The sequence below is a fragment of the Nocardioides sp. GY 10113 genome, from assembly GCF_004919105.1.
In the GTDB taxonomy this organism is placed as follows: Bacteria; Actinomycetota; Actinomycetes; order Propionibacteriales; family Nocardioidaceae; genus Nocardioides.
Window position 1 is genome coordinate 41282 of record NZ_STGK01000013.1, and the last position, 24603, is coordinate 65884.

The 24603-nt window shown below is 74.5% G+C and carries 18 protein-coding genes; 7 read left to right on the forward strand and 11 right to left on the reverse strand.

Annotated features, from left to right (window positions below; all coding sequences use genetic code 11):
- Window positions 1-12: 12 nt before the first annotated feature.
- Window positions 13-1500, reverse strand: a complete 1488-nt coding sequence (locus E8D34_RS15615; RefSeq protein WP_136595580.1) for a carboxyl transferase domain-containing protein — start codon at window positions 1498-1500, stop codon at window positions 13-15.
- Window positions 1501-1568: 68 nt separating this feature from the next.
- On the opposite strand from E8D34_RS15615, the gene E8D34_RS15620 reads away from it, so the two are divergent.
- Both E8D34_RS15620 and lysS read left to right on the forward strand, forming a co-directional pair.
- Entirely contained in the window at window positions 1569-2549 is a 981-nt protein-coding gene (locus tag E8D34_RS15620) for a diacylglycerol kinase family protein (protein WP_240771393.1), read from the forward strand.
- A 9-nt stretch (window positions 2550-2558) separates the two neighbouring features.
- Window positions 2559-4280, forward strand: coding sequence for a lysine--tRNA ligase (gene lysS / locus E8D34_RS15625; RefSeq protein WP_136595581.1), 1722 nt, complete (start codon window positions 2559-2561; stop codon window positions 4278-4280).
- Window positions 4281-4403: 123 nt separating this feature from the next.
- Here the strand turns inward: lysS and E8D34_RS15630 are convergent, their stop codons facing one another.
- From E8D34_RS15630 to E8D34_RS15655, 6 genes are all read right to left on the reverse strand, one after another.
- Window positions 4404-4829 carry a DUF3151 domain-containing protein gene (locus E8D34_RS15630; protein ID WP_136595582.1) on the reverse strand — a complete coding sequence of 142 codons (426 nt, stop codon included), beginning with the start codon at window positions 4827-4829 and terminating at the stop codon, window positions 4404-4406.
- A 108-nt stretch (window positions 4830-4937) separates the two neighbouring features.
- The gene (gene ilvA / locus E8D34_RS15635) at window positions 4938-6284 is read right to left on the reverse strand and encodes a threonine ammonia-lyase IlvA (protein WP_240771394.1); all 1347 of its coding nucleotides are present in this window, start codon (window positions 6282-6284) and stop codon (window positions 4938-4940) included.
- A complete protein-coding gene (fbaA, locus tag E8D34_RS15640; RefSeq protein WP_136595583.1) occupies window positions 6281-7312 on the reverse strand; it encodes a class II fructose-bisphosphate aldolase in 1032 nt (343 codons plus the stop codon). Before fbaA ends, ilvA begins: the two co-directional genes overlap by 4 nt.
- A 150-nt stretch (window positions 7313-7462) precedes the next feature.
- On the reverse strand, window positions 7463-8776 hold the full coding sequence (locus E8D34_RS15645; protein ID WP_136595584.1) for a hypothetical protein: 1314 nt from the start codon (window positions 8774-8776) through the stop codon (window positions 7463-7465).
- A 69-nt stretch (window positions 8777-8845) separates the two neighbouring features.
- The gene (locus E8D34_RS15650; RefSeq protein ID WP_136595585.1) at window positions 8846-9379 is read right to left on the reverse strand and encodes a hypothetical protein; all 534 of its coding nucleotides are present in this window, start codon (window positions 9377-9379) and stop codon (window positions 8846-8848) included.
- Window positions 9376-11928 (reverse strand): LuxR C-terminal-related transcriptional regulator, encoded by a 2553-nt coding sequence (locus E8D34_RS15655; RefSeq protein WP_136595586.1) that lies wholly within the window; start codon window positions 11926-11928, stop codon window positions 9376-9378. The genes E8D34_RS15650 and E8D34_RS15655 overlap by 4 nt, the downstream gene beginning before the upstream one ends.
- Before the next feature lie 84 nt (window positions 11929-12012).
- Between E8D34_RS15655 and E8D34_RS15660 the strand changes: the two genes are divergently transcribed.
- Together E8D34_RS15660 and E8D34_RS15665 are read left to right on the forward strand one after the other, a co-directional pair.
- Window positions 12013-12354: a LuxR C-terminal-related transcriptional regulator gene (locus E8D34_RS15660; protein ID WP_136595587.1), complete on the forward strand. Its 342-nt coding sequence runs from the start codon at window positions 12013-12015 to the stop codon at window positions 12352-12354.
- Between the two features lie 5 nt (window positions 12355-12359).
- A complete protein-coding gene (locus tag E8D34_RS15665; RefSeq protein WP_136595588.1) occupies window positions 12360-14471 on the forward strand; it encodes a CARDB domain-containing protein in 2112 nt (703 codons plus the stop codon).
- Between the two features lie 13 nt (window positions 14472-14484).
- Here the strand turns inward: E8D34_RS15665 and E8D34_RS15670 are convergent, their stop codons facing one another.
- The gene (locus tag E8D34_RS15670; protein ID WP_136595652.1) at window positions 14485-15156 is read right to left on the reverse strand and encodes a TrmH family RNA methyltransferase; all 672 of its coding nucleotides are present in this window, start codon (window positions 15154-15156) and stop codon (window positions 14485-14487) included.
- Between the two features lie 158 nt (window positions 15157-15314).
- On the opposite strand from E8D34_RS15670, the gene E8D34_RS15675 reads away from it, so the two are divergent.
- Window positions 15315-16073 carry a VTT domain-containing protein gene (locus tag E8D34_RS15675; RefSeq protein WP_240771395.1) on the forward strand — a complete coding sequence of 253 codons (759 nt, stop codon included), beginning with the start codon at window positions 15315-15317 and terminating at the stop codon, window positions 16071-16073.
- An 83-nt stretch (window positions 16074-16156) separates the two neighbouring features.
- On the opposite strand, the gene pyrE is transcribed toward E8D34_RS15675, so the two are convergent.
- Window positions 16157-16699: an orotate phosphoribosyltransferase gene (gene pyrE, locus E8D34_RS15680; RefSeq protein ID WP_206056753.1), complete on the reverse strand. Its 543-nt coding sequence runs from the start codon at window positions 16697-16699 to the stop codon at window positions 16157-16159.
- Between the two features lie 38 nt (window positions 16700-16737).
- Here pyrE and E8D34_RS15685 point away from each other — a divergent pair, with 38 nt between their 5' ends.
- Window positions 16738-17958, forward strand: a complete 1221-nt coding sequence (locus tag E8D34_RS15685) for a pyridoxal phosphate-dependent aminotransferase (protein ID WP_276606604.1) — start codon at window positions 16738-16740, stop codon at window positions 17956-17958.
- Between the two features lie 43 nt (window positions 17959-18001).
- On the opposite strand, the gene E8D34_RS21100 is transcribed toward E8D34_RS15685, so the two are convergent.
- Window positions 18002-19069 (reverse strand): hypothetical protein, encoded by a 1068-nt coding sequence (locus tag E8D34_RS21100; RefSeq protein ID WP_206056754.1) that lies wholly within the window; start codon window positions 19067-19069, stop codon window positions 18002-18004.
- A gap of 147 nt (window positions 19070-19216) precedes the next feature.
- Window positions 19217-21808: an ATP-dependent chaperone ClpB gene (gene clpB, locus E8D34_RS15695; RefSeq protein ID WP_136595590.1), complete on the reverse strand. Its 2592-nt coding sequence runs from the start codon at window positions 21806-21808 to the stop codon at window positions 19217-19219.
- A gap of 245 nt (window positions 21809-22053) precedes the next feature.
- On the opposite strand from clpB, the gene E8D34_RS15700 reads away from it, so the two are divergent.
- Window positions 22054-24330 carry a SpoIIE family protein phosphatase gene (locus tag E8D34_RS15700; protein WP_136595591.1) on the forward strand — a complete coding sequence of 759 codons (2277 nt, stop codon included), beginning with the start codon at window positions 22054-22056 and terminating at the stop codon, window positions 24328-24330.
- Window positions 24331-24603 lie beyond the last annotated feature (273 nt).

The following is a 24603-nucleotide window of genomic DNA, read 5'->3' on the forward strand; positions in this document are numbered from 1 at the left end:
CCGACCCGGGCCCTAGGCACCACCGAGTCCGCGGGCGACGCCCCGTCCCCGGCTCGCGGGGGCCTCACCCCCGGCTCGACGGAGCTGGTGGGTGATCTCCGCGGCCACGGCCCGGGCCAGGTCGGCGGCGGTGTCCCCGGGCTCCTCCGGTACGACGACCTGCACGTCGCCCGCGGCGAGCAGGTCCAGCGCGCCGACCCGCTGGTCCCGCGCCATCTGCGCGGCCCGCGAGGTGTCGCCGTACCGGATCACGCTCGCGCCCTCCGGCGGCAGCGGGGAGAGCCAGCCGTGCTGCGTCGCGATCACGCGCGACGCCGGGAGCATCGCCAGCGCGCCGCCGCCGCAGCCCTGGCCGAGCACCACCGAGACCGTGGGCACCGTCATCGTCACCATCGTCGCGATGCACCGGGCGATCTCACCGGCGATCGCGCCCTCCTCGGCGTCCGGGGACAGCTCCGCGCCCGGGGTGTCCACGACGGTCACCAGCGGCAGCCCGAGCTCCTCGGCCAGCCGCATCGCCCGGCGCGCCTCGCGCAGCGCCCCCGGCCCCATCGGGTTCGCCGGCGTCTGCCGGGTCCGGTCCTGGCCGACCAGCAGGGCGGGCTGCCCGTCCAGCCGGGTCAGCGCGATCAGCACCGTGTCGTCGCGCTCCCCCTCGTCGGTGCCGCGCAGCCGGATGGTGTCGGCGGCGGCGTACTTGATCAGGTCCCGGACCCCGGCGCGCTCCGGGGCGCGGGTGTGCTCGATGTCCGCCCAGACGTCGACGACCGGTGTCCCCGGGGGGACCGGCTCGCGGCGGGGCAGCGCGGGCTCCGCCGGCGGATCCACCAGCACCGACAGCGTCAGGTCGACCAGGGCGGGCAGGTCCTCGACGGCGACCACGGCGTCGATCACGCCCTTGGCGGCCAGGTTCTCCGCCTCCTGCACACCGGAGGGGAACGTGCGGCCGTTGAGCGCCTCGAAGACCTTCGGACCCAGGAAGCCGACCAGCGCGCCCGGCTCGGCGACGGTGATGTGCCCCAGCGATCCCCAGGACGCGTAGACCCCGCCGGTGGTGGGGTGGCGCAGGTGCACCAGGTACGGCAGCCGCGCCGCCCGGTGCTCCATCAGCGCCCGGCTGATCTCGATCATCTGCACGAACGCACGGGTGCCCTCCTGCATCCGGGTGCCGCCCGAGGCGGTGCTGGCCAGCACCGGCAGCCCCTCGGCGGTGGCGCGGCGTACCGCGGCGGCGATCCGCAGCGCGGCCGCGGTCCCGATGGAGCCGGCGAGGAACCGGAACTCGTTGACGACGAACGCCACCGGTCGGCCCCGCACGGTGCCACGACCGGTCAGCACGGACTCGTCGGTGCCGGCCCGCTCCGCCGCGGCGCGCAGCTCGGCCCGGTACTCCTCGGGGTGCCCGGAGATGTCGATGGGCGCGTCCCACGACTCGTAGCTGCCCCGGTCGAGGACGAGGTCGATGAGCTCACGGGCGGTCCAGCGGCGCGAGGGACTCATGGGCGCCGACTGTAGGGGCAGTGGCGACCACCCGTTTCCGGGTCTTCCCACCTGGGAAGGGTCGACCCGTGGGAACACACGGACGCGGCCTCCTGCTCGTCGCCAACTCCGACGCCGGTACGGCGGCGCAGGAGGCCCTCGACGCGGCGCTGGCCGTGCTGCGCCGGCACGGCCAGGTCGAGGTCGCCCGCACCGGCTCCCCCGACGAGCTCGACGACGTGCTCGCCGACCTGGGCGGGCGCCGGCTGGTCGTGGTCGGCGGCGATGGCAGCATCCACGCCGTGGTCGCCGCGCTGCACCGGGCCGGCGACCTGGAGGGCCGCGAGATCGGGCTGGTCCCGCTCGGCACCGGCAACGACTTCGCCCGCACCCTGCGGCTCCCGCTGGACCCCGCGGCCGCCGCGGAGGTCGCCGCCACGGGTGTCCCGCGGCCGGTGGACCTGGTCGTCGACGACTGCGAGGACGGGGACCAGGTCACCGTCAACGGGGTCCACATCGGCGCCGGCGCCGCCGCCGGAGAGCGCGGCGCCGCCTGGAAGGAGCGCCTCGGCAGGATCGGGGTGGGCAAGGTCAACCTCGGCAGGCTCGGGTACCCGATCGGCGCGCTGCAGACCGCGCTCCGACCGCCGACCGTCCGGGTCCGGGTCGAGGTGGACGGCCGGGTCGTCGAGGACGGCGAGCACCGGGTGCTCCAGGTCGCCGTCGGCAACGGCGCCTCGGTCGGCGGCGGCACCGAGCTCACCCCCGGCGCCCGACCGAACGACGGACTGGTCGACGTGCTGGTCGCGACCCCCGAGCGGACGCTGGCCCGGCTCGGCTACCTGCTGCGGCTCCCCTTCGCCCGGCACGGTCGGCACCGCGAGGTGACGCTGCTGCGCGGCGCGGAGGTGACGGTCACGGACCTGCGCGGCGAGGGGTTCGACTGCAACAGCGACGGCGAGATCGACGGCCCGGTAGGGCGCCGGACGTGGCGGGTGCGGCCGTCGGCGTACGCGATGGTCGTTCCGGGGACGGATATCGAATCGGAGCCCGGCGCGGACGGTGACTAGGCTGCGCGTGTGGCACGTGGAGGACGAGACCAGACCCCGACCGACTGGGTGACCCGCACCGCCGACCTGGCGCTGCATCACGCGGAGACCGTCAACGGCGGCACGCTGCCGGACCTGGTCACCTGCGCCTCCGGGATCAGCCCGTCCGGGCCGATCCACCTCGGCAACCTGCGCGAGTTCCTCACCGTCCACTTCGTGGCCGAGGAGATCCGCCGCCGCGGGATCAACGTGCGGCACCTGCACTCCTGGGACGACTACGACCGGTTCCGCAAGGTGCCCGCCGGCGTCGACCCGGCCTGGAACGAGCACATCGGCCGGCCGCTGACCGCCGTACCGGACCCGACCGGCGAGTTCGCCAGCTGGGCCGAGCGCTACAAGGCGCCGCTGCGCTCGGCGCTGGCCGAGATGGGCTGCGAGATGGTCGAGGTCGACCAGACCGCGATGTACCAGGCCGGCACCTATCGCGAGCAGGTGCTGACCGCCGTGCGCCGTCGCGACGTGATCGAGTCGGTGCTGGGCCGCTACCGGACCAAGAAGCCGGCCGCGATCGAGGTGCCCGAGGGCGCCGAGGGCGAGGAGCCGACCGCCGAGGAGGACGCCGACACCGCGACCGGTGGCGACCTCGCGCGCTTCCCCTACCGGCCCTACTGCCGCGGCTGCGGCCGCGACACGGTCACCCTGACGTCGTACGACGACGAGACGACCGACCTCGCCTACACCTGCGACTCCTGCGGCGGCTCCTACGTCACCAACCTGGCCACCCAGGACGAGGGCAAGCTGGTCTGGAAGGTCGACTGGCCGATGCGCTGGACCTTCGAGGGCGTGCACTTCGAGCCGGGCGGCGTGGACCACGCCAGCCCCGGGTCGTCGTACACCGTCGGCAAGGAGCTGGTCGGGCCGGTCTTCGGCGGCCACGCGCCGTCGTTCGTGGGGTACTCCTTCGTCGGCGTCGCCGGGATGCCGAAGATGTCCTCCTCCAAGGGCGGCGTGCCCACCGCGGCCGAGGCGCTGCGGATCCTCGAGGCGCCGATCCTGCGCTGGCTCTACGTGCGCCGGCAGCCGAAGCAGGCCTTCAACGTCGACTTCGGCCAGGAGGTGCTGCGCCTGTACGACGAGTGGGACGCCCTGACCCGCAAGGCCGCCAACCCCGCCAAGCGCGACGCCGCGGTGCTGGCCTGGGAGCGGGCCTCGGCGACCGCTGCCGCCGGCACGCTGCCGACGCCGGCCGTGACCGTGCCGTTCCGGCTGCTGTCGTCGGTGGCGGACGTGACCGCTGGGTCCCTCGACCTGATCTCCGCGACCGTCGGCAAGGTCGGCCACGAGCACGCGTCGGTGGAGGAGCTGGAGCCGCGGCTGTCGAAGGCCGCGACCTGGATGACCTCCTACGTCGACCCGGAGGACCGCACCACGGTGCGGGCTTCGGCGGACGCCTCCCGGCTGGCCGCGCTGTCCGAGCAGGAGTCGGAGTGGCTGCGGCTGCTGCTGGACCGCCTGCCGGAGTCGTTCGAGGACGGCGACGAGCTGACCACGCTGATCTACGGCGTGCCGAAGCTCGGCCGCGGTCTGGCCGTCGAGGACGCGCCGACCGACGAGGTGAAGGCCGACCAGAAGGCGTTCTTCACGCTGCTCTACGCGCTGCTGGTCGACGCCGAGCGCGGTCCGCGGCTGCCCACGCTGTTCGCGGCGCTGGGCGCGGAGAAGGTGCGCGAGCTGCTGACGCTGCCGGCCTGATCGCCTCGCCGGGGGCCCTCTCGACCGTCTGGGTGCCGTGGGTGCCGCGGTCAGGCGCGGTCGATGGCATGTAACACGCGGCGGTCTCAGCCGCGTGTTACAAGCCGCCCGGCGGCCCCGGGCTCAGCCCAGCAGCGCGTCGTACGCCGCCGGGCTGGAGTCGCGCAGGAACGTCGCGCACCGCTCGTGCTCGTCGTCCTCCCCGATCGCCTCGGCGGCGCGGGCGAGCAGGGCCAGGCAGGTCAGGAAGCCGCGGTTCGGCTCGTGCTCCCACGGCACCGGGCCGTGGCCCTTCCAACCGTTGCGGCGCAGCAGGTCGAGCGAGCGGTGGTAGCCGACGCGGGCGTAGGCGTAGACCGTGACGGCGTCCTCCTCGTCCGCGGCGGCCTCGTTGGCGAGGGCGGCCCAGGCGGCGGGCGAGGCCGGCAGGCGCCGTACGACGTCCATGGCGTCCTCGCCCTCGGCGAGGGCCGCGGAGGCGGGGTCGACGGGCAGGAGGGTCGGGGGCGGGCCGGCCATCAGGTCGCCGCCGATCGGGGGGGTGCTCATGGGATCGATTGTCCATGGTCCGGTGGTTGGGCCGGTCTGCGACCCGCACCGGACCGACCCCGCCGGCACTCCCAGCACTCCCGGCGCCCCGGTCGCACGGACGTCGCCTCAGCGCACGAAGCCGAACAGCGGGCTGTCGGGGTCGACCCGCTGCACCCGCAGCCGGGACTGCTCCATCCGGTCCAGCAGCCCGGCCAGGTCGTCGCGGTGCTGCATCTCGATGCCGACCAGCGCCGGCCCGGTCTCCCGGTTGTTGCGCTTGACGTACTCGAACAGCGTGATGTCGTCGTCGGGGCCGAGCACCTCGTCCAGGAAGCGGCGCAGCGCGCCGGGCTCCTGCGGGAACTCCACCAGGAAGTAGTGCTTGAGGCCCTCGAAGACCAGCGCCCGCTCCACGATGTCGGCGTAGCGGGAGACGTCGTTGTTGCCGCCGGAGACCACGCAGACCACGGTCGACCCCGGCTCGAACACGGCGCGCGCCGACTCCAGCCGCAGCGCAGCGGCGGCCAACGCCCCGGCGGGCTCGGCGATGATCCCGTCGACCTGGTAGAGGTCGAGCATCTCCACGCAGATCAGGCCCTCGGGCACCGCGACCGGGGTGACCGACACCCGGGACCGCGCGGCCTCCACCACCGCGTGGGTGACGTCCCCGACGCGGCGCACCGAGGCACCGTCGACGAACGGGTCGACGTGCTCCAGCGCGACCGGTGCGCCGGCCTGCAGCGCCGCGGCCAGGGAGGCCGCGCCGGCCGGCTCGGCGGCCACCACCCGTACGTCGGGGGCCCGCTCGGCCAGGTGGGTGAGTGCGCCGGCGATCAGGCCGGCGCCGCCGACCGGCAGCACCAGCCCGCCGAGCGAGGCGCCCTCCGCGGCCAGCGCGGCGAGGATCTCGGCGGTGACGGTGCCCTGCCCGGCGACGATGCCCGGGTGGTCGAACGCCGGGATCACGGTGGCCCCGGAGGCCGCGGCGAACTCGGCCGCGGCGACCGCGGAGTCGTCGTACGCGTCCCCGGCGATCACCACGTCCACGTAGGAGCCGCCGAGCGCGGCGACCCGGTCGCGCTTCTGCCGGGGCGTCGTGCGCGGCAGGAAGATGGTGGCCCGGACGCCGGCCCGCGCGCAGGCGAACGCCACGCCCTGGGCGTGGTTGCCGGCCGAGGCGCAGGTGACCCCGCGCTCGCGCTCGGCGGCCGAGAGCCCGGCGAGCACCGTGAAGGCGCCGCGCACCTTGTAGGAGCGGACCGGGGTGAGGTCCTCCCGCTTGAGCCGTACGTCGAGCCCGGTCAGCGCGGAGAGCCGCGGCGCGCGCTGCAGCGGGGTGACGTCGACGATCCCGGCCAGCGTGGCCGCGGCCCGGTCGACGTCGCTCGCCGACGGCAGGACCGTCGCCGGGCGGGTCGGCGGGGAGCCCTCGGGCCGCCCCGTCGACCCACCGACGGTGTCGGCCCCGATCACCCGATCGTGGTGCCGGCCGAGCGCAGGTCCTGGCAGGCCTCGACGACGCGGGCGGCCATGCCCGCCTCGGCCGCCTTGCCCCAGGCGCGCGGGTCGTAGTTCTTCTTGTTGCCGACCTCGCCGTCCACCTTCAGCACGCCGTCGTAGTTGCTGAACATGTGGGCGGCGACGGGCCGGGTGAAGGCGTACTGGGTGTCGGTGTCGACGTTCATCTTCACGACGCCGAAGTCGACGGCGGCACCGATCTCCTCCGGGCTGGAGCCCGAGCCGCCGTGGAAGACCAGGTCGAACGGCTTGCTGCCCTCGGCCAGGCCGAGCTCGGCGACGACGGCCTCCTGGGCGGCCTTGAGGATCTCGGGGCGCAGCTTGACGTTGCCCGGCTTGTAGACGCCGTGCACGTTGCCGAAGGTCAGCGCCGTCAGGTAGCGGCCCTTCTCGCCGACGCCGAGCGCGCGCACGGTGGCCAGCGCGTCCTCGGGGGTGGTGTAGAGCTTCTCGTCGATGGCGCCGACGATGCCGTCCTCCTCGCCGCCGACCACGCCGACCTCGATCTCGAGGATGATGTTGGCCGCGGCGCACTTGGCGAGCAGCTCCTCGGCGATCTGCAGGTTCTCGGCCAGCGGCACCGCGGAGCCGTCCCACATGTGCGACTGGAACAGCGGGGCCTCGCCGCGGGCGACGCGCTCGGCGGAGATGTCGACGAGCGGCCGGACGAAGCCGTCGAGCTTGTCCTTGGGGCAGTGGTCGGTGTGCAGCGCGATGTTGACCGGGTAGCTCTTGGCCACCTCGGCGGCGTACGCGGCGAACGCGACCGAACCGGTGACCATGTTCTTCACGGACGGACCGGAGAGGTACTCCGCGCCGCCGGTCGAGATCTGGATGATCCCGTCGGAACCGGCGTCGGCGAACCCCTTCAGCGCGGCGTTGAGCGTCTGGGACGACGAGACGTTGATCGCGGGGTAGGCGAAGGACCCGGCCTTCGCCGCGTCCAGCATCTCGGCGTACTTCTCGGGAGTGGCGATGGGCATGTGAACGTGTCTCCTGCGGCACGGGACCAGGTCGGTGCCGACACTAGTCGACGCCGCGCCCGCGCGAGCGGCCAGCGGTCCACCTGGTGCTCTGCCAGGTGGACCGCCGGCCGTTCCGGTCCCCGGTCGGAGAGGGGTGCCGGGCGGGGCTCAGCGGATCCGGACCGCCTTCGACCGCGCCGAGGCGGAGGCGAGACCGGGCTTGCTGACGACGACCTTGACCGAGATCTTGCGACCGCGGTCCTTCTTCACCAACCGGTACGACGCCTTGGTGGCGCCCTTGATCTTCGTGCCGTTGCGCAGCCAGGTGTAGCGCACCGTGGCGGGCGCGGGGCTCCAGCTGCCCTTCGTGGCCCGCAACCGCTTCCCGACGGCCTTCACGCCCGTGAGCGTGGGCTTGGCCTTCAGCACCAACCGGGCGGGTGCCGGCGGGTCGATCGCGGCCCCCGACCAGGACGGGCTGGAGCCGGCGCCGAGCAGCGCGGTGTCGGTCGCTCCGCAGTCGGACCCGGCGCCGGGCCGGACCACCCACAGCCCCTCGGTGGCGCCGATCGCGAACGCGGTGCCGTCGGGCGACCAGGTGGGGTCGTGCAGCTTCTCGTCAGTCGCGGTGGCTCCGGGAGAACCGATGCACAGCGGTGCCGGGTCGGGCAGCCCGCTGGGGGTGGCGCTGCGCGGGTCGCCGGAGACGTCGTACCAGATCATCTGGGTGCTGTCGCCGTAGCCGCGGATCGCGACCAGCCGGCGGCCGTCGCGGGACAGGCTGGCGTCGCCGAGGTCGGTCCCGGACTCGAAGATCTCGTCGTCGTCGAACCAGTGCCGCGCGGTCCCGCCGACGTCCTGCAGCATCATCTGGGAGAGGTAGCCGCCGTGCACCATCAGCCGGTCGTTGCTCACCCACGAGGGGTGGTGCAGGTAGGAGGTCGTGGTCGCGGCGGTGTAGCGAGCGGCCGCGCTGACCGCGGTCACCGAGCGGACCTGGCAGGAGGCGCCGATCGGGCAGCTGTACTGGCTCCACCCGTACGCGACCCGCTTGCCGTTCGGCGAGATCGCGACGTAGTTCAGGACCCCGTCCATCGGGTGGCTCACGGAGTCGGTGAGCGCGGGCGGGTCGAACCGGTTGAGCACCGCGCCGTTCTGCCGCATCCGCACCACGTAGGTGCCGCGGGCGGCGGCGATGATGCCGGCGTCGGACATCGACGGGGAGCGGTACGGGTTCGACGCGGTGCCGTCGCGGGTCACCCGGTGCAGGCCGGTGCCGTTGCCGCGCACCAGCCAGATGTCGTGCTTGCGGATGAAGACGATCGAGCCGCCGCCGGTCGCGGCGGCTCGTGCGGCCGGCCCGGTCGGGGCGGCGGAGGCGGCGGAGGCGGGGGCGGCGGCGGAGGGGGTGGCGGTCGGCACCGCCACCAGCCAGGCGGCCAGGAACGCGCTGGTCAGCAGCGCGAGGAGTTGCTTGGGCATCGGGTCCCCTCGGACGTGGTCGGTGGAGCGGTGGACCAGCAGCCTCCTCCCGCCGGGGTCCGCGCCACATCAGCCCGTGGGCCGATCTCCCTCCTCCCCGGGGACGGTTGCGGCCGACAGCCGCGCCGGGAGACGGGCCAGCCGCCTGCGGTAGGCCGCCAGCGCGGCGCTCGTGCTGGCGGCACCCAGCGCCGCGCGGGCCGCCGCGAGCCTGCGGTCCGCGGAGCGTCGGGACAGGTGCAGGGCGGTCGCGGCCGCGCCGAGCGACGCGCCGGCGCCCAGGTGTGCGAGCAGCTCGTGCTGCTCGCCGGTGAGCCACCCGGCCGGGTCCGCGCCGACCCGGTGGTCGAGCCGCCCCAGCCGCCGCAGGTCGTCGCAGAGGCGGTCCACCACGTCGCGGTCGGCCGTGGCCCAGGCGAGAACCGGGCGCCCCTCCAGGGCGGCCAGCACCGCGGCGCCCGCCGAGGCCGCGTCGCGCACCCGCACCTCGGCGATCCCGTCCACCGCCGACCAACCGAGGCTGGCGAGCTCGCCGCGGGCGTCCTCGACCGCGGCCGCGGGACCCTCGACGACCAGCAGCGGCACGGCCGGCGGCTCGCTCATGCCGGCGCCGCCTCGCTGCCGGTGCCGGTGCCCGTTCCGGCGACCGTGCCGGCGCCCAGCGCGGCGAGGTGGGCCCGACTGTCGGCCCCGAGCTTGGCGCGAGCGCTGGCGACCTGGGTCTGCACGGTCCGGCGGGCCACCCCGAGGCGGGCCGCGATCTCGGCGTCGGTGAGGCCCTGCACCACCAGGTCGACGACCTGTCGCTCGCGGGGGGTGAGCGGGTCTGCGGTCCCCCGTCGCCGTTCGACGGGAGGGCGCTCGCCGAGCGCGCGCAGCGACCGCCGGCACCGGGCGAGGATCGGCGCATACCCGTGCTCGGCGGCCCGCTCGGCCGCCTCCCCGAGCACCGCGCTCGCCGACGGGTCCCCGGCCAGCCGTCGCGCCTCGCCCTCGGCCCACCGGCACCACAGTGCCTCCCAGCGGCGCGGCCCGTGCGCCGCCCGGGCGCGGGCGAACAGCCCGGCGGCCTCGGCGGGCCGGCCGGCCGCGAGCGCGGCGACGCCGTCGAGCTCGGGTCCGGTGCCGGCCACCAGCCCGGCCGGCGTGACCGGCGGCCGCTCCGGGAGCGGCCACCCCGCCTCGTGGCAGAGCCACGCCATCGCCCGGGTGACCTCGGCGACCATGACGTCCTCCTGCCCGAGGCTCGCGGCGAAGCCGGACCAGGCCTCGCGCGCCGGCTCGGCGTGGCCGCCGTACGCGTTGGCGTAGACCCGTACGGCGAGGTGGTCCGCGGCGTGGCTGGCGCGCTCGCCGATCGCGGCGGCCGCGTCCAGGGCATCCTCGACCCGGCCCAGCTGGGCCAGAGCGGTGCCGCGCACGACCTGGACGTCGCACCGGTCCCCGGGGCTGAGCTGCTCCGCGAGCAGCCGTGCGGACTCGCCGAGCACGCGGTCGTGGTCGCCCCGGCAGCAGTCGACCACCAGCGCGGAGATCTCCGCGCTGCGCGCCCGCTTGAGCAGCCGCAGCTCCAGGCAGCGGGCGCGCTGGGTGGCGGCCTCCTCCGCCGCCCGGTCCAGCCGACCCGCGGCGGTCAGGGCGAAGACCAGGTTGTGCCGCGCGTTCAGCTCGCGGTACACGTCGCCGTCGGATCGGGCCTCGGCGATCGCCCCCGCGAACTCGGCCTCCCACCCCGGCCCGCCCAGTGCCGCCTGGGCACCGGCAGCGGTGGCCCGGGGCCCGGCGGCGCTGAGCCCCTGCTGCCGGGCCAGCGCGACGGCCTCGCCCGCCAGGCGCCGGGCGGTGGCCGGGTCGTTGCGGACCACCAGCGCGGCGGTGGCCTGGCGGGCCCGGACCAGGGCCTCGCCCTCGGTCCCGGGCACGGCGAGGGCGCGGCCGCGGTCGACCTCGGCGAGGTAGCGGTCCCACTCCCCGGCCTGGAACGCCTGCGTGGCCCGGGCCAGGGCGACCGCCACGCCGTGCGGTCCCGCGACCTCGAGGCCGTCGAGCAGCCGCGCCGCCTCCCCCGGCTCCCCCGCGGTGCAGGCGGCCTCGGCCGCGCGGGCCCGCAGCAGGACCGCGCCGTCGCCGTCGCTCGCCTCGGCCGCGGTCGCCAGGTGGCGCCACCGCTCGCCCGGGGTGAGCGCGGCGTCGACCGCGGCCAGCGCGGCCCCGCGGGCCGCCTCGCGGTCGCCGACGGCGAGCAGGTGCCGCGCCGCCTCGCCGGGGTGGTCCGCGAGGCGGACCAGCACCCGGTGACAGCGCCGTCGACGCTCCTCGGAGACCAGGTCGACGACGACCTCGGCGATCAGCGCGTGCCGGACCGAGGCCACGCCGTCGTGGTCCACGCCGACGATCCCGGACTCGCGCAGGTCGGCGATCGCGGCGAGCTCGGTCGCGGGCAGCGGCCGACCGGCCAGCGCGAGGACGACGAGGTCCTCCAGGGCGGGCTCCGGCAGCGCCCGGCACCGGGCGAGCACCGCGCGGGTGAGGCTCTCGGAGACGCCGTCGCGGGCCAGCTCCTCCAGCAGCAGCGGGTTGCCGCCGCTGCGGGCCAGCAGGTCGGCCGCCTCGGCCGGCACCAGGCCGGGCCGGAGCCGGTCGAGGAGGCGGCGCGCGTCGTCGCCGCCGAGCGGCTCCAGGTCCAGCCGGGACGCTCCGGCCTTCTCCAGGCGGGCGGCGACGTCGGGGGCCGCCGGGTGCCCGCGGCGCACGGTGATCAGCAGCGGGACCACGCCGACCAGCCCCTCGAGGCTCGCCAACGTCGCCTCGTCGGCCCAGTGCGCGTCCTCGACCAGCAGCGTGGCCGCCCGCGCGGGCAGCTCGGGGACGGTGCCGAGGAGCTCGCCGAGCAGCGCCAGGACGTGCGCGACGTCGCCGCCCCAGGTCTCCTCGTCCAGCTCGGGGAAGGCCCGGCGCAGCGCGAGGTAGGGCATCCAGGAGAGCGTCGCGAGCGCACCGCCGACCCGGACCGACCGGCCGGCGAGCGCGGCCGCGGCGAGCGCCGACTTCCCGACGCCCGCCTCGCCCACCACCAGCACGGCGCGGGGCGGTTCGTCGAGCAGCGCGCCGACCTCGGCGAGGTCCGCGTCGCGCCCCACCAGTCTCGGCATTTTCGCAGTGTAGGGCCGCGCTCGACGTGGGTTGGCGCAAAAGCACGATGCGCGCTCGACCCCGCGCCGAGGAGCCTCGTCGGCATGACGACACTTCAGGTTCCGGGGCACCAGCAGCCGCTCGCCGAGGCCGACGCCACGCGGCTGGCGCTGCTCTCCCCACGCGAGCTCGAGGTCCTCTGCCTGGTCGCCCAGGGGCACAGCAACGCCGAGATCGCCGCGGCGCTGGTGATCTCGGTGACCACGGTGAAGAGCCACTTGGCCCAGCTGCTGCGCAAGCTGCTGGCCCGGGACCGGGTGGCTCTGGTCGTGCTCGCCTGGCGCGAGGGGGTGGTGGCCGCACCCCCGACGGGTGCACCCCAGCGCCCCCGCGGCGCGGCGCGGCCGGGCCACGGCCGGTGCACCGGCCTCCGGGTCCGGTGGTGATCGCGATGCGTGCTCGGAGACGGACGGTCCTCGCGACGATCGTCCTGCTGGCCGGCACCACCGCCGCGGCCGCCACCGCCGTCACCGCCGTCGCCCCCGCACAGGCGGCGGCCCGACCCGACCTGCGGGTGGCCGCGGTGACGGCGCCGGCCACGGTCGTCCGGGGAGCGCGACTCGCCGTCTCCGCGAAGGTCCGCGCCGCGCGCGGGTCGCGCGCCGCGGCGAGCCGCACCCGGTTCCTGCTGTCCCGGGACCGGCGCGCGAGCGCGAACGACGCGGTCCTGGCGACCGTGCGGACGCCCGCGGTCGCTGGCGGCGCTCGCCGTACCGTGACCGCTCGCGGAGCCGCCCGGGTCGCGACGGGCCGCTGGTACGTCATCGCCTGCGCCGACGCCACCCGCACGGTCCGCGAGCGGCGCGAGGGCAACAACTGCCGCGCGTCCTCCGCCCCGGTGCGGGTCGAGGCGAAGCCCACCGCGCCGCCGCCCGGCGACGGACTCGCGCACACCCCGAACCCGATCGACGTCGACCACGAGGTCGATGTCGATGCGGCGCGGTCGGTCGACGTCGGCACCTCCGGCGGCGAGGTGTCCGCGACCGGCACGGACGGCACCCGCTACCGGCTGACGATCCCGCGGGACGCGCTGCTCTCGCCGGCGACGATCACGCTCGCCCCGGTCGCCTCCGTGGAGGGCGCGCCGGTCACCGGGCCGGTCCGCGCCGTCGAGATCACACCGCACGGCCTGATGCTGCTCGAGCCGGCCACCCTGACCATCACGCCACCCGACGGCGCCGACCTAACCGGCGGCACCGGCTTCCTGTTCGACGAGGGCGGCCTCGACTTCCACGCCTACCCGGCCGAGGTGACTCCCGGCTCCGCGACCATCGGCCTCCTCCACTTCTCGACCCCCGGCATCGCGGCGCCCGCCGACGGTCAGGTCGCGCCCGGCAGCGGGCGGTGGCCGCGCCGCGCCCAGTCCCAGCTCGAGGCGGCGGCGGCCGACCTGCTGGCCCGCGAACGCCAGCGCCAGGAGGACGGCGCGGCCGGCGATGCCGACCTCGAGGAGAAGCTGGAGCAGCTCCTCGGCGAGTACGAGCGAGACGTCCTCCAGCCGGCTCTGCGCGACGGGACCCGGTGCGGTGCGTGGCAGGCGGCGCGCGCGGCGGTGGCCGCGGCGTCGACGCTGGGCAAGCAGCGCCAGCTGGTCGGCCTGACCTCCGGCCCGGAGTACAGCGACCTCACGCGGCGGCTGATCCACGACGTCCGGATCGCGCAGGCCGACTGCGCCCACCGCTCCTGCGTCGACGACCACCACATCGGCAGCGCGCACCTGCTGATGGGCGAGGTGCGGCAGTACGTGCTGCGCGGTGAGCAGGACGAGATCGACCGCCTCGAGCCGATGCTCCGCGACTGCCTGACGTTCCAGGTGGAGGTCCGCGCCACCGTCGCCGGGGAGACGCACTGGCTCGACGGCGCTGCCGCCGGCCTCGGCGGCCGCTTCTACTACACCTACGACAAGTCGGCCCGCCTCGACGGGGGCACCACGATGACGCTGCGGCCGGACCCGCGCTACGGCCTCAACGGCCAGGGCGAGACCCTGCTCACCGAGTTCCGCCACGTCGAGGACGGGCGCGACGCCGATGGCAAGGACCTCGTGCCCTTCAGTGTCCGCGCCACCACCTGGGACCCGGGCGTGGCCAGCGCCCGGTTGGACTTCGACTTCAACGCCTACCTCCCGATCTGGGCCGACGGGTGGAGGTACTTCCCGCCGGTGATCGCGGGACAGGTCGTGCTGGACGTGCGCAGCAGCGCCCTCGCCTACGGCGTCTCCGTGAACGACCCGCTCACCGAGACCTACACCCGGACCAGCGGGGCAGGCACGACCACCACCCAGACGCAGACCTGGGTGAGCGCGGTCGAGCAGCTCGCCTACGCGCTGCTCCCGCAGTCCGGCATACGGCCTGCCGTCGTCCTCCGCGCCCGCGACCAGGCCGGCGCGACCCTCCTCGACCGCACGTGGACCCGCACGCGCGCGCTCTGCATCGCCGAGGCCGACGCGCAGTGCGAGGAGACCACGACCCTGCGCGTGGTGCTCACCCACACGCCGGGCGCGTGAGGAGTGCCCCCGGTCAGCCGCGCCACGCCTCGTCGCTGCTCAGGTCGGCGTGCTGCACCACCCAGGTGTGCATGGCGATCGCCGCCGCCGCCGACGCGTTGATCGAGCGGGTCGAGCCGAACTGGGCGATGGAGAACGTCCCGTCGCAGCGCTCCCGCGCCGCCGCCGAGAGGCCCGGCCCCTCCTGCCCGAACAGGAAGCAGACCCGCGGCGGGAGGCTCATCGTCTCCAGGTGCAGCGAGCCGGGCAGGTTGTCGATGCCCAGCAGCGGCACCCCGCCACCGGCGCCACCGTCGCCGTCGTACGACGCGAGGTAGTCGTGCAGGTCGTCGACGGTGGCGTGGTGCCGGACGTGCTGGTAGCGGTCGGTGACCATCGCACCGCGCCGGTTCCACCGGCGGTTGCCGACGATGTGCACCTCGGCGGCCAGGAAGGCGTTGGCGGAGCGGACGATCGTGCCGATGTTGAAGTCGTGCTGCCAGTTCTCGATGGCCACGTGGAAGCCGTGCCGCCGGCTGTCGAGGTCGGCGACGATCGCCTCCATCGACCAGTAGCGGTAGCGGTCGACCACGTTGCGCCGATCACCGCCGGCGAGCAGCTCGGGGTCGTAGCGCTCGCTGCCCGGACCGGTGGGCCACTCGCCCTGCCACGGCCCGACACCGACCTCCGCCGGGCCGTGCGGCATCGGGTCGTACGGCGCGCGCTGTTCCTCCGACACGGCGTCGACCCTAGCCGCGGCCCGCTGCCGGACCGGCGGCGCCAGGACGGCCCCACGCGGTGGCAACCGTCACAAGCCAACCCCCGCCGGGTGTGGTAGTGGGCGCGGCCCGGTAGCGTGACCGTGTGAGCCCGGCCCTTGCACTGCTTGCCGAACCGTTCCTGCTCGGCATGAAGTGGATGGAGCCCGACTGGCTCCTCAGCGAGTTCGGCGCCGAGCTGTTCTGGCTCAGCCTGCTGATCATCTTCGTCGAGTGCGGCCTCTTCTTCCCGTTCCTGCCGGGCGACACGCTGCTGTTCGCCCTGGGCATCTTCATCGCCGGGGAGAAGATCGACCTGTTCCCCGGGCCGCCGATCGTCGAGATGGGCATCGCCATCCTGCTGCTCACCGCCGGGGCGTTCCTCGGGAACGTGGTGGGCTACGAGATAGGCCGCAAGATCGGGCAGCCGCTCTACCAGCGCGACGGGCGCATCCTCAAGCGCAAGTACCTGGAGCAGACCGCGGTCTTCTTCGACAAGCACGGCAACAAGGCCCTGGTGATCGGCCGGTTCGTGCCGTTCGTGCGGACCTACATCACGGTGGTCGCGGGCGTGACCCGGATGGACCGGCGGCGCTTCTTCAAGTGGAGCCTGGTCGGCGCGGTGCTGTGGGTGACCTCGATCCTCGCGCTGGGCTACTTCCTGGGCCGGGTGCCGGTGCTCGGGCCGTTCCTGTCGGACAACATCGACTACGCGATCCTGGTGATCCTGCTCTTCTCCGCGATCCCGGTCGCCTGGGAGTGGTGGCGGCACAAGCGGACCAGCGGCCCGGAGGCCGAGGACAACGACCACGACGGCATCCCCGACCGGGACATCATGGGCCTGGACACCACGCACCACGACTGACCCCGACCACCACCTCGACCACTGAACGAGCCCGCGTCGCCGATCGGCGACGCGGGCTCGTTCGTCGTGACGAGGCCAGCCGCTCAGCCGGCCGCGGCGCGCGCCAGGTCGAGCTCGGCCTTGGTCAGCACCGGACGGATCTCCAGCTCGACGTCGGCCAGCGGGTTGACGTCCTCGGGGCTGCGGTCGATCGCGCAGACCACGGTCTCCACGATCCCGCCCGCCGCGCGCAGCGCGTGGGTGGCGTCGCGGACCGCGCCGCCGGTGGTGATCACGTCCTCGATCAGCGTGATCCGCTTGCCGGCGAAGTCGCGGCCCTCGGCGAGCTTGGCGGTGCCGTACTCCTTGGCCTGCTTGCGCACGAAGAGGCACGGGATGCCGACCAGCTGGCTGACCGCGGTGGCGATCGGGATGCCGCCCATCTCCAGGCCACCGAGCAGCTCGGTGTCGTGCGGCAGCAGCTGGGCGACCTCGCGAGCCACCCGCGCCAGCAGCAGCGGGTCGGCCTCGAACAGGTACTTGTCGAAGTACTCGGTGCTGACCTGCCCCGAGCGCAGCGTGAACTCGCCGGTCAGGCGGCAGGTGGCGTCGATGTCGGCGGCGAGGTCGGTGTCGGTGGTGCTCACCGCCCCAGGCTATCGCCGGCGAGCGTAGGGTCGGCGTCGTGCCCCGATCCGCCGCAGCCCCCGCCCACGCCGGAACGGGGAGGAGCCGGCGAGCGCGCCGGGTGCGCGGCATGGGCACCACCGTCTTCGCCGAGATGTCGGCGCTGGCCGTGCGCACCGGGTCGGTCAACCTCGGCCAGGGCTTCCCCGACAGCGAGGGGCCGCCGGAGGTGATCGCCGCGGCGGTGCGGGCACTGCGGACCGGCCACAACCAGTACGCCCCCGGCATCGGCGTCCCGGCGCTGCGCCACGCGATCGCGCGCCACCAGCGCCGCCACTACGGCCTCGACCTGGACCCCGACTCCCAGGTCACGGTGACCACCGGGTGCACCGAGGCGATCGCCGCAGCGATCCTCGGCCTGGTCGACCCCGGCGACGAGGTGGTGGTGCTCGAGCCGTACTACGACTCCTACACCGCGATGCTGGAGTTCGCCGGCGGCGTACGGCGCCCGGTGACACTGCGGGCCCCCGACTTCCGGCTCGACCCGGACGAGCTGGCGGCCGCGGTGACCCCGCGGACCCGGCTGATCCTGCTCAACACCCCGCACAACCCGACCGGCCGGGTGCTGGACGCCGAGGAGATGGCGGCGGTCGCCCGGGTGGCCATCGAGCACGACCTGGTCGTGGTCACCGACGAGGTCTACGAGCACCTCACCTTCGACCGCCCGCACATCGGGCTGGCCACGCTGCCCGGCATGGCCGAGCGCACCCTGACGCTCTCCAGCGCCGGCAAGTCCTACGCGGTGACCGGCTGGAAGGTCGGCTGGGCGACCGGGCCGGCCGACCTCGTCGGCGCGGTGACCGCCGCCAAGCAGTGGCTCTCCTACACCTCCGGCGCGCCGCTGCAGCCCGCGGTGGCGGTGGCCCTCGACGAGCACCCGGACTTCCCGGCGGAGGTCGCGGCACGGCTGGCCGAGCAGCGCGACGTGCTCTCCGCGGGGTTGGCCGACGCCGGGCTGACGCCGTACCGGAGCGAGGGGACGTACTTCGTGACCACCGACGTCGGCCACCTGGGCTGGGCCTCCGGCCGGGAGTTCTGCCTGGCGCTGCCCGAGCGGGCGGGCGTGGTCGCGGTGCCCTCGGAGGTCTTCTACGACGACCCGGACGCGCCCGGCTCGGGGCGCCACCTGGTGCGCTGGGCGTTCTGCAAGCGCCCGGAGGTGCTGGCCGAGGCGGCCGCGCGGCTGGCGGCGGCCGACCTCACCCGAGCCGGGGGTTAGGCACCACCGAACCGGGAGTCGGGCACCCCCGGAGCCGGGGGTGCTAGCGGCGCCAGGCGGCGACGTCGGGCCGCAGCAGCAGCCAGGTGGTGACGGCGCACGCCATCACCAGCACGACCAGCAGCGGGCTGGCGAGCGCCATCACCAGGACCACCAGGCCCGTGATGGTGCTGGAGACGGCCAGGGCGATCCGCGCCCACCGCCGGCCCAGGATGGCGCCGACGGCGAGGCCGGCGGCCGCGAGGCACCACGGCACGGCGATCGCGGTCAGCGCGTAGATGCCGACCGTGAGCTCGTCGGTGCTCACACCGAGGTCCGCCAGCGCCTTGCCCTGCTGGCGCTCGACCTCGGCCCACAGCTGCTCGCCGCCGACCGCGATGGCCAGGCTGACCAGCAGCAGCACGCCGGAGACCAGGGCGGTGCACGCCCAGACGATCGAGCAGGCCGCGACCAGCGCCGCGGGACGACGCTCCGACCGCTGCGGGACGGTGTGGGAGTACGCCGGGAACAGCGGCCCGCCCTCCGGGGCCGGGTACGGCGGCGGGGCGCCGTACGGCTGCTGCGCCGGGGGCTGCATCGACGGCTGCTGCACCGGAGACTGCGGCACCGGCGGCTGCTGCACCGGCTGGTGCCGCACCGGCGGCGGAGTGGTCGACTCGGCCCGCGGTGGCCGCGGGGCCGCGGCGCGTCCGGCGAACCAGTCGCGGGTCGGCTGCAGCCACAGCATCGCGATGCCGGCGACCACCATCGGCGCGAAGAAGCCGGCGATGGCGAACCCGCCGACCAGCACCAGCGGCGCCAGGCAGGTGAGCGCGACCCGGGCCGCGGTGGAGCGCTTGAGCGCCTGGAACCCGAGGATCGTCGAGGCGGTGGCCGCGCCGGCGGCCACCATCGACAGCACGCGCACGATCGTCGACAGCGTCGAGACGCTGAGGCCGGTGCCGCTCACCGGCGGCTCGGAGAGGACCTGCTGCAGCTGCTCCTGGAACTCCAGTGTGTGCAGGGTGGAGACCCGCTGCCACGCCATCAGCACCAGGACGACGGACCCACCGATGATCAGCCACCCGGCGAGGGTGGCCTGGGACGGGCGCGGCGACGGTTCCTGCGGCATGACCGCATTCTCCCAGACGCCCCCTGAGCGACTCGATTCGCCGTTGGCCGCTGGTCGAGGTGCGAGCGAAGCGAGCCTCGAGACCGAGGCGCCTCGGTCTCGAGGCTCGGCGCCCGGGCGCCTCGCACCTCAACCAGCGGCTCGTGCTCAGACGGTCAGCACCAGCCCGTCCTCGCCGCGGTCGACCGTGACCGAGCCGCCATCGGGCACCTCGCCACCGATCAGCAGCCGCGCCAGCGGGTCGCCGATCGCGCTCTGCACCAGTCGGCGCAGCGGCCGGGCGCCGTACGCCGGGTCGTAGCCGACCTCGGCCAGCCAGGTCTTGGCGGCGTCGGTGACCTCGATGGTGATCCGGCGCGCGGAGAGCCGCTTGCCGAGCAGCTCCAGCTGCAGGTCGACGATCCGGGCCAGGTCGTCCTTGCCGAGGGCGTCGAAGGTGACGATCTCGTCGAGCCGGTTGAGGAACTCCGGCTTGAAGGACTGCCGGACCACCGTCATCACCAGCTCCTTCTTCTTCTCCTCGTCCAGGCCGGGGTCGACCTGGTACTGGGAGCCGAGGTTGGAGGTGAGGATCAGGATGGTGTTGCGGAAGTCGACGGTGCGGCCCTGGCCGTCGGTGAGCCGGCCGTCGTCGAGCACCTGCAGCAGGATGTCGAAGACCTCGGGGTGCGCCTTCTCGACCTCGTCCAGCAGGACCACGGAGTACGGACGCCGGCGGACCGCCTCGGTGAGCTGGCCGCCCTCGTCGTACCCGACGTAGCCCGGAGGCGCGCCGACCAGTCGGGAGACGGAGTGCTTCTCGGAGTACTCGCTCATGTCGATCCGGACGATGGCCCGCTCGTCGTCGAAGAGGAAGTCGGCCAGCGACTTGGCCAGCTCGGTCTTGCCGACGCCGGTCGGGCCGAGGAACAGGAACGAACCGGTCGGCCGGTCGGGGTCGGCGATGCCGGCCCGCGCCCGACGTACGGCGTCCGCGACCGCGCCCACGGCCGCCTTCTGGCCGATCAGCCGCTCGCCGATCACCTGCTCCATCTCGAGCAGCTTGGCGGTCTCGCCCTGCAGCATCCGGCCGGTGGGGATGCCGGTCCAGGCCTCGACGACCTCGGCGACCTGGATCGCGCCGACCTCCTCGCCGACCAGCTTCTCGGTCGGGTCCAGCTCGGCCTCGGCGCTCTCGGTCGCGGCGATCTGCTGCTCCAGCACGGGGATCCGGCCGTAGAGCAGCTCGCTGGCCTTCTCGAAGTCGCCCTCGCGCTGGAACCGGTCGGCCTCGCTGCGCAGCTGGTCGAGCTGGCGGCGCAGCTCGCCCTCGCCCTCCAGGGACGCCTTCTCGCGCTCCCAGCGGGCCTCGAGGCCGCGCAGCTCCTCCTCCTTGTCGGCGAGGTCCTTGCGGAGCACGGAGAGGCGCTCGACGGAGGCCTCGTCCGACTCCTTGGCCAGCGCGAACTCCTCCATCTTCAGCCGGTCCACCTGGCGGCGCAGCTGGTCGATCTCCTCCGGGGAGGACTCGATCTCCATCCGCAGCCGGGAGGCGGCCTCGTCGACGAGGTCGATCGCCTTGTCGGGCAGCTGGCGACCGGTGATGTAGCGGTCGGAGAGCGTGGCCGCGGCAACCAGCGCGGCGTCGGTGATCCGGACGCCGTGGTGGGCCTCGTACTTCTCCTGGATGCCGCGCAGGATCTGGATGGTGTCCTCGACGCTGGGCTCGCCGACGAAGACCTGCTGGAAGCGGCGCTCCAGGGCCGGGTCCTTCTCGATGGACTCGCGGTACTCGTCGAGCGTGGTCGCGCCGATCATGTGCAGCTCGCCGCGGGCCAGCATCGGCTTGAGCATGTTGCCGGCGTCCATCTGCGAGTCGCCACCGGCGCCCGCGCCGACCACTGTGTGCAGCTCGTCGATGAAGGTGATCACCTGGCCCTCGGCCTGCTTGATCTCCTCCAGGACGGCCTTGAGCCGCTCCTCGAACTCGCCGCGGTACTTCGCGCCGGCCACCATCGCGGCCAGGTCCAGCGAGAGCACCCGGCGCCCCTTGAGGCTGTCGGGGACGTCGCCGGCGACCACCCGCTGGGCCAGCCCCTCGACGACGGCGGTCTTGCCGACGCCGGGCTCGCCGATCAGCACCGGGTTGTTCTTGGTACGACGGCTCAGCACCTGCACCACCCGCCGGATCTCCGCGTCGCGGCCGATCACCGGGTCCAGCCGGCCCTCCTCGGCGGCGCCCGTGAGGTCGACGGAGTACTTGTCCAGCGCCTCGTAGGTCTGCTCGGCATCCTGGCTGGTCACCCGGCGGGTGCCGCGCATGGCGGTGACCGCCTCCTGCAGCACGTCGGCGCCCAGGCCGGCGTCGGCGAGCACGGTCTTGGCGGAGGAGTCGACCGTGGCCAGCGAGATCAGCAGGTGCTCGGAGGCGACGTAGTCGTCCTTCATCGACGCCGCGAGATCGAGCGATCCGGCCAGCACCCGGGTCAGCGCCGGCGACGCGGCCGGCTGCTTGACGGTCGCGCCGGTGGCCGAGGGCAGCCGGTCGCGCTCGGCGACGGCCGAGCGGACCAGGGCGGGCGCGTCGACGCCGGCCTTGGCCACGACCGTCGCCGCGGTACCGCCCTCCTGCAGGAGCAGGGCGACGAGCAGGTGGATGGGCTCGAGCGTGCTGTGGCCGGCGGAGGTCGCCGAGACCGAGGCGGCCTCGATCGCCTCACGGGCGCGGGTCGTGAACTTGTCGGCACCGAACTGGGACATGGACGCCCTCCTCTGGACGAATGGAAAGATCCTCACTGGCCCGGCGCCAGAGCATCGCCGCGGACGGCGAGTCAGATCCAGGCATCATGCACAACATCAGGAAAGTTGAGTCTGTTCCACTCAAGTTTAGGATCATTTGGCTGGCGCCGCACTATCACGACCGGATCCTGCCGGCATCGCGCCAACCGGTGAGTTTGCTGCGCGGACTACAGCGACGGCCCTCGCTCCGCTAGTTTCAGCCGGAAATGACCGACACCCACCCCTCGGGCCCCCTGAGCCACACACCGGCCTACGCCCCCGTGGACCTCTCGACCTGTGACCGCGAGCCGATCCACGTCCCCGGGGCGATCCAGCCGCACGGCGTCCTGCTGGCGATGGACGACGACGGTGGCGTCGTGGTCGCCTCGGCGAACTGCGCGCAGCTGCTCGGTGTCGCCTGCGAGGCGGCGATCGGCCTCGCGGCCGAGGACCTGCTCGGCCCCGAGGTGGCGGCCCTCGTCGGGGAGCGTGCGCACGGTGACCGCGGCGAGCCGCTGACGGTGCGACTGCCCGTGGCACCCGCCGACCCAGAGGGGGACGGCACCCTGCGCGGACGGTACGTCGACATCGCGGTGCACCGCTCCGGCGACCGGGTGGTCGCCGAGCTCGAGGAGCTCGCCGACAGCCGGACCGCGCCGTCGTTCCAGAGCGTGCGCGGCACCATGGCGCGCCTCGTCGGCGCCACGACCGTGGCGTCGCTGGCCGACCGGCTGGCCGCGGAGATCCGCGGCGTCACCGGGTTCGACCGGGCGATGGTCTACAGGTTCGACGCCGACTGGAACGGCGAGGTGGTCGCCGAGGCCCGGCGGGAGGACCTCAACCCGTTCCTCGGACTTCACTACCCCGCCACCGACATCCCCGCCCAGGCGCGCCGGCTCTACACCGTGAACTGGATCCGGCTGATCGCCGACATCTCCTACCGTCCGGTGCCGCTGCAGCCGCTGCACGACCCCGGCACGGGGGCGCCGCTGGACCTGTCGTTCTCCACGCTGCGCAGCGTCTCGCCGATCCACGTCGAGTACCTGTCGAACATGGGGGTCACGGCGTCGATGTCGGTCTCCCTCGTCGTCGACGGCCAGCTCTGGGGCCTCATCGCCTGCCACCACTACTCGGGGCCGCACCGCCCGAGCCACGACGCCCGAGCGGCGGCGGAGATGATCGGTCAGACCGCCTCCCAGCTGTTGGCCGAGCGGGAGCGGAGCGACCTGCGCGAGGACGCGCTGCGAGCGCAGGCGACCCTCGCCGGCCTCGCGGCATCGCTGGCCCGGCCCGATGCGGACATCCTGGGGGCCCTGGTCGAGGAGCCCACCGTGCGCGACCTGCTCTCGGCGACCGGCATCGCGCGCTGCTACGACGACGTGGTCGCCACCGGCGGGGCGGTCCCCCCGGAGGCGGCGATCCGGCGGATCGCGGCCCTGCTGCGGGGCGAGGACGGCGAGGCCCGCTCCAGCGCGCACCTGGCCGACCTGGACCCCGAGCTCGCGGCGTACGCCGACGTGGCGGCCGGCGCGATGATCGTCGGCACGGCCGCGGATCGCTGGGTCATCTGGTTCCGCCCCGAGCTCGAGCGGGTGGTCGACTGGGGCGGCGACCCCAGCAACGCCAAGCTGTACGAGCGCGAGGGGCCGAACGTGCGGCTCTCCCCGCGCAAGTCCTTCGACAAGTGGCGTGAGGTCGTCCGGGGACACAGCCGCCCGTGGACCGGGTGGCAGCACGACATCGCCAACTCCGTGCGGACCCACGTCGCGGGACTCATGCTGCACCGCTCGCGGGAGCAGGTCGCCGTCGCGGAGTCGCTGCAGCGCACCGTGGTCGCCGACATGGCGCGCACGGTCGCGGGCCTGGACGTCGCGGCGACCTACCTGCCGGCGACCGAGTTCCAGCTCGGCGGCGACTGGTGGGACGCGCTGCAGCTGGCGGACGGCCGGGTCGCGTTCGCGATCGGCGACGTGGCCGGCCACGGCGTCTCCGCGGTGGCGGCGATGACCCAGATCCGCACCGCCCTGCGCACGCTGCTCTTCGCCGGCCACCGGGCCGCGGAGAGCCTGGACCAGCTCGACCTGATGATGGACGAGCTGATGGAGGACCAGATCGCCTCGGCCGCGGTGCTGGTCCTGGACCCGCGCACCGGCGACTTCGAGCTCGTCAACGCGGGACACCTGCCTCCGATCCTGTACGACGAGGGCCGCGGCCGCCTCGTCGAGGGAACCCACCGTCCGCTCCTGGGCATCGGGCTGGGCACGGCGCGCACGGTGACCGGAAACCTCGGGCCGGGAGCGACGCTGCTGCTGTTCACCGACGGCCTGATCGAGCGTCGGGGCCAGGACCTGGTGCTCTCGCTCGACCAGCTGCGCGAGACCGGCGAGCCGGGGCCGCTCGACAGCCCGGACGCGGCCGCCATGTGGGTGGCCTCGCTCGTCGAGTCGGTGCCCGGGATGCGGGACGACGACACGACGGTGCTCGCCATCCGACGCACCGGCTGACCCGCACCGGCTGACCCGCACCGGCTGACCCGCACCGGCTGACCCGCACCGGCTGACCCGCACCGGCTGACCCGCACCGGCTGACCCGCACCGGCTGACCCGCACCGGCTGACCCGCACCGGCTGACCCGCACCGGCTGACCCGCACCGGCTGACCCGCACCGGCTGACCCGCACCGGCTGACCCGCACCGGCTGACCCGCACCGGCTGACCCGCACCGGCTGACCCGCACCGGCTGACCCGCACCGGCTGACCCGCACCGGCTGACCCGCAC

Excerpts from the sequence above, each read along its gene's own strand:
- E8D34_RS15630 (WP_136595582.1), bottom strand. The coding sequence starts at position 4,829 with ATGAGCACCCCCCCGATCGGCGGCGACCTGATGGCCGGCCCGCCCCCG.
- E8D34_RS15670 (WP_136595652.1), bottom strand. The coding sequence starts at position 15,156 with ATGCCGCACGGCCCGGCGGAGGTCGGTGTCGGGCCGTGGCAGGGCGAG.
- E8D34_RS15655 (WP_136595586.1), bottom strand. The coding sequence starts at position 11,928 with ATGCCGAGACTGGTGGGGCGCGACGCGGACCTCGCCGAGGTCGGCGCG.
- E8D34_RS15615 (WP_136595580.1), bottom strand. The coding sequence starts at position 1,500 with ATGAGTCCCTCGCGCCGCTGGACCGCCCGTGAGCTCATCGACCTCGTC.
- E8D34_RS21100 (WP_206056754.1), bottom strand. The coding sequence starts at position 19,069 with ATGCCGCAGGAACCGTCGCCGCGCCCGTCCCAGGCCACCCTCGCCGGG.
- E8D34_RS15660 (WP_136595587.1), top strand. The coding sequence starts at position 12,013 with ATGACGACACTTCAGGTTCCGGGGCACCAGCAGCCGCTCGCCGAGGCC.
- fbaA (WP_136595583.1), bottom strand. The coding sequence starts at position 7,312 with ATGCCCATCGCCACTCCCGAGAAGTACGCCGAGATGCTGGACGCGGCG.
- E8D34_RS15645 (WP_136595584.1), bottom strand. The coding sequence starts at position 8,776 with ATGCCCAAGCAACTCCTCGCGCTGCTGACCAGCGCGTTCCTGGCCGCC.
- E8D34_RS15650 (WP_136595585.1), bottom strand. The coding sequence starts at position 9,379 with ATGAGCGAGCCGCCGGCCGTGCCGCTGCTGGTCGTCGAGGGTCCCGCG.
- clpB (WP_136595590.1), bottom strand. The coding sequence starts at position 21,808 with ATGTCCCAGTTCGGTGCCGACAAGTTCACGACCCGCGCCCGTGAGGCG.
- E8D34_RS15700 (WP_136595591.1), top strand. The coding sequence starts at position 22,054 with ATGACCGACACCCACCCCTCGGGCCCCCTGAGCCACACACCGGCCTAC.
- E8D34_RS15665 (WP_136595588.1), top strand. The coding sequence starts at position 12,360 with ATGCGTGCTCGGAGACGGACGGTCCTCGCGACGATCGTCCTGCTGGCC.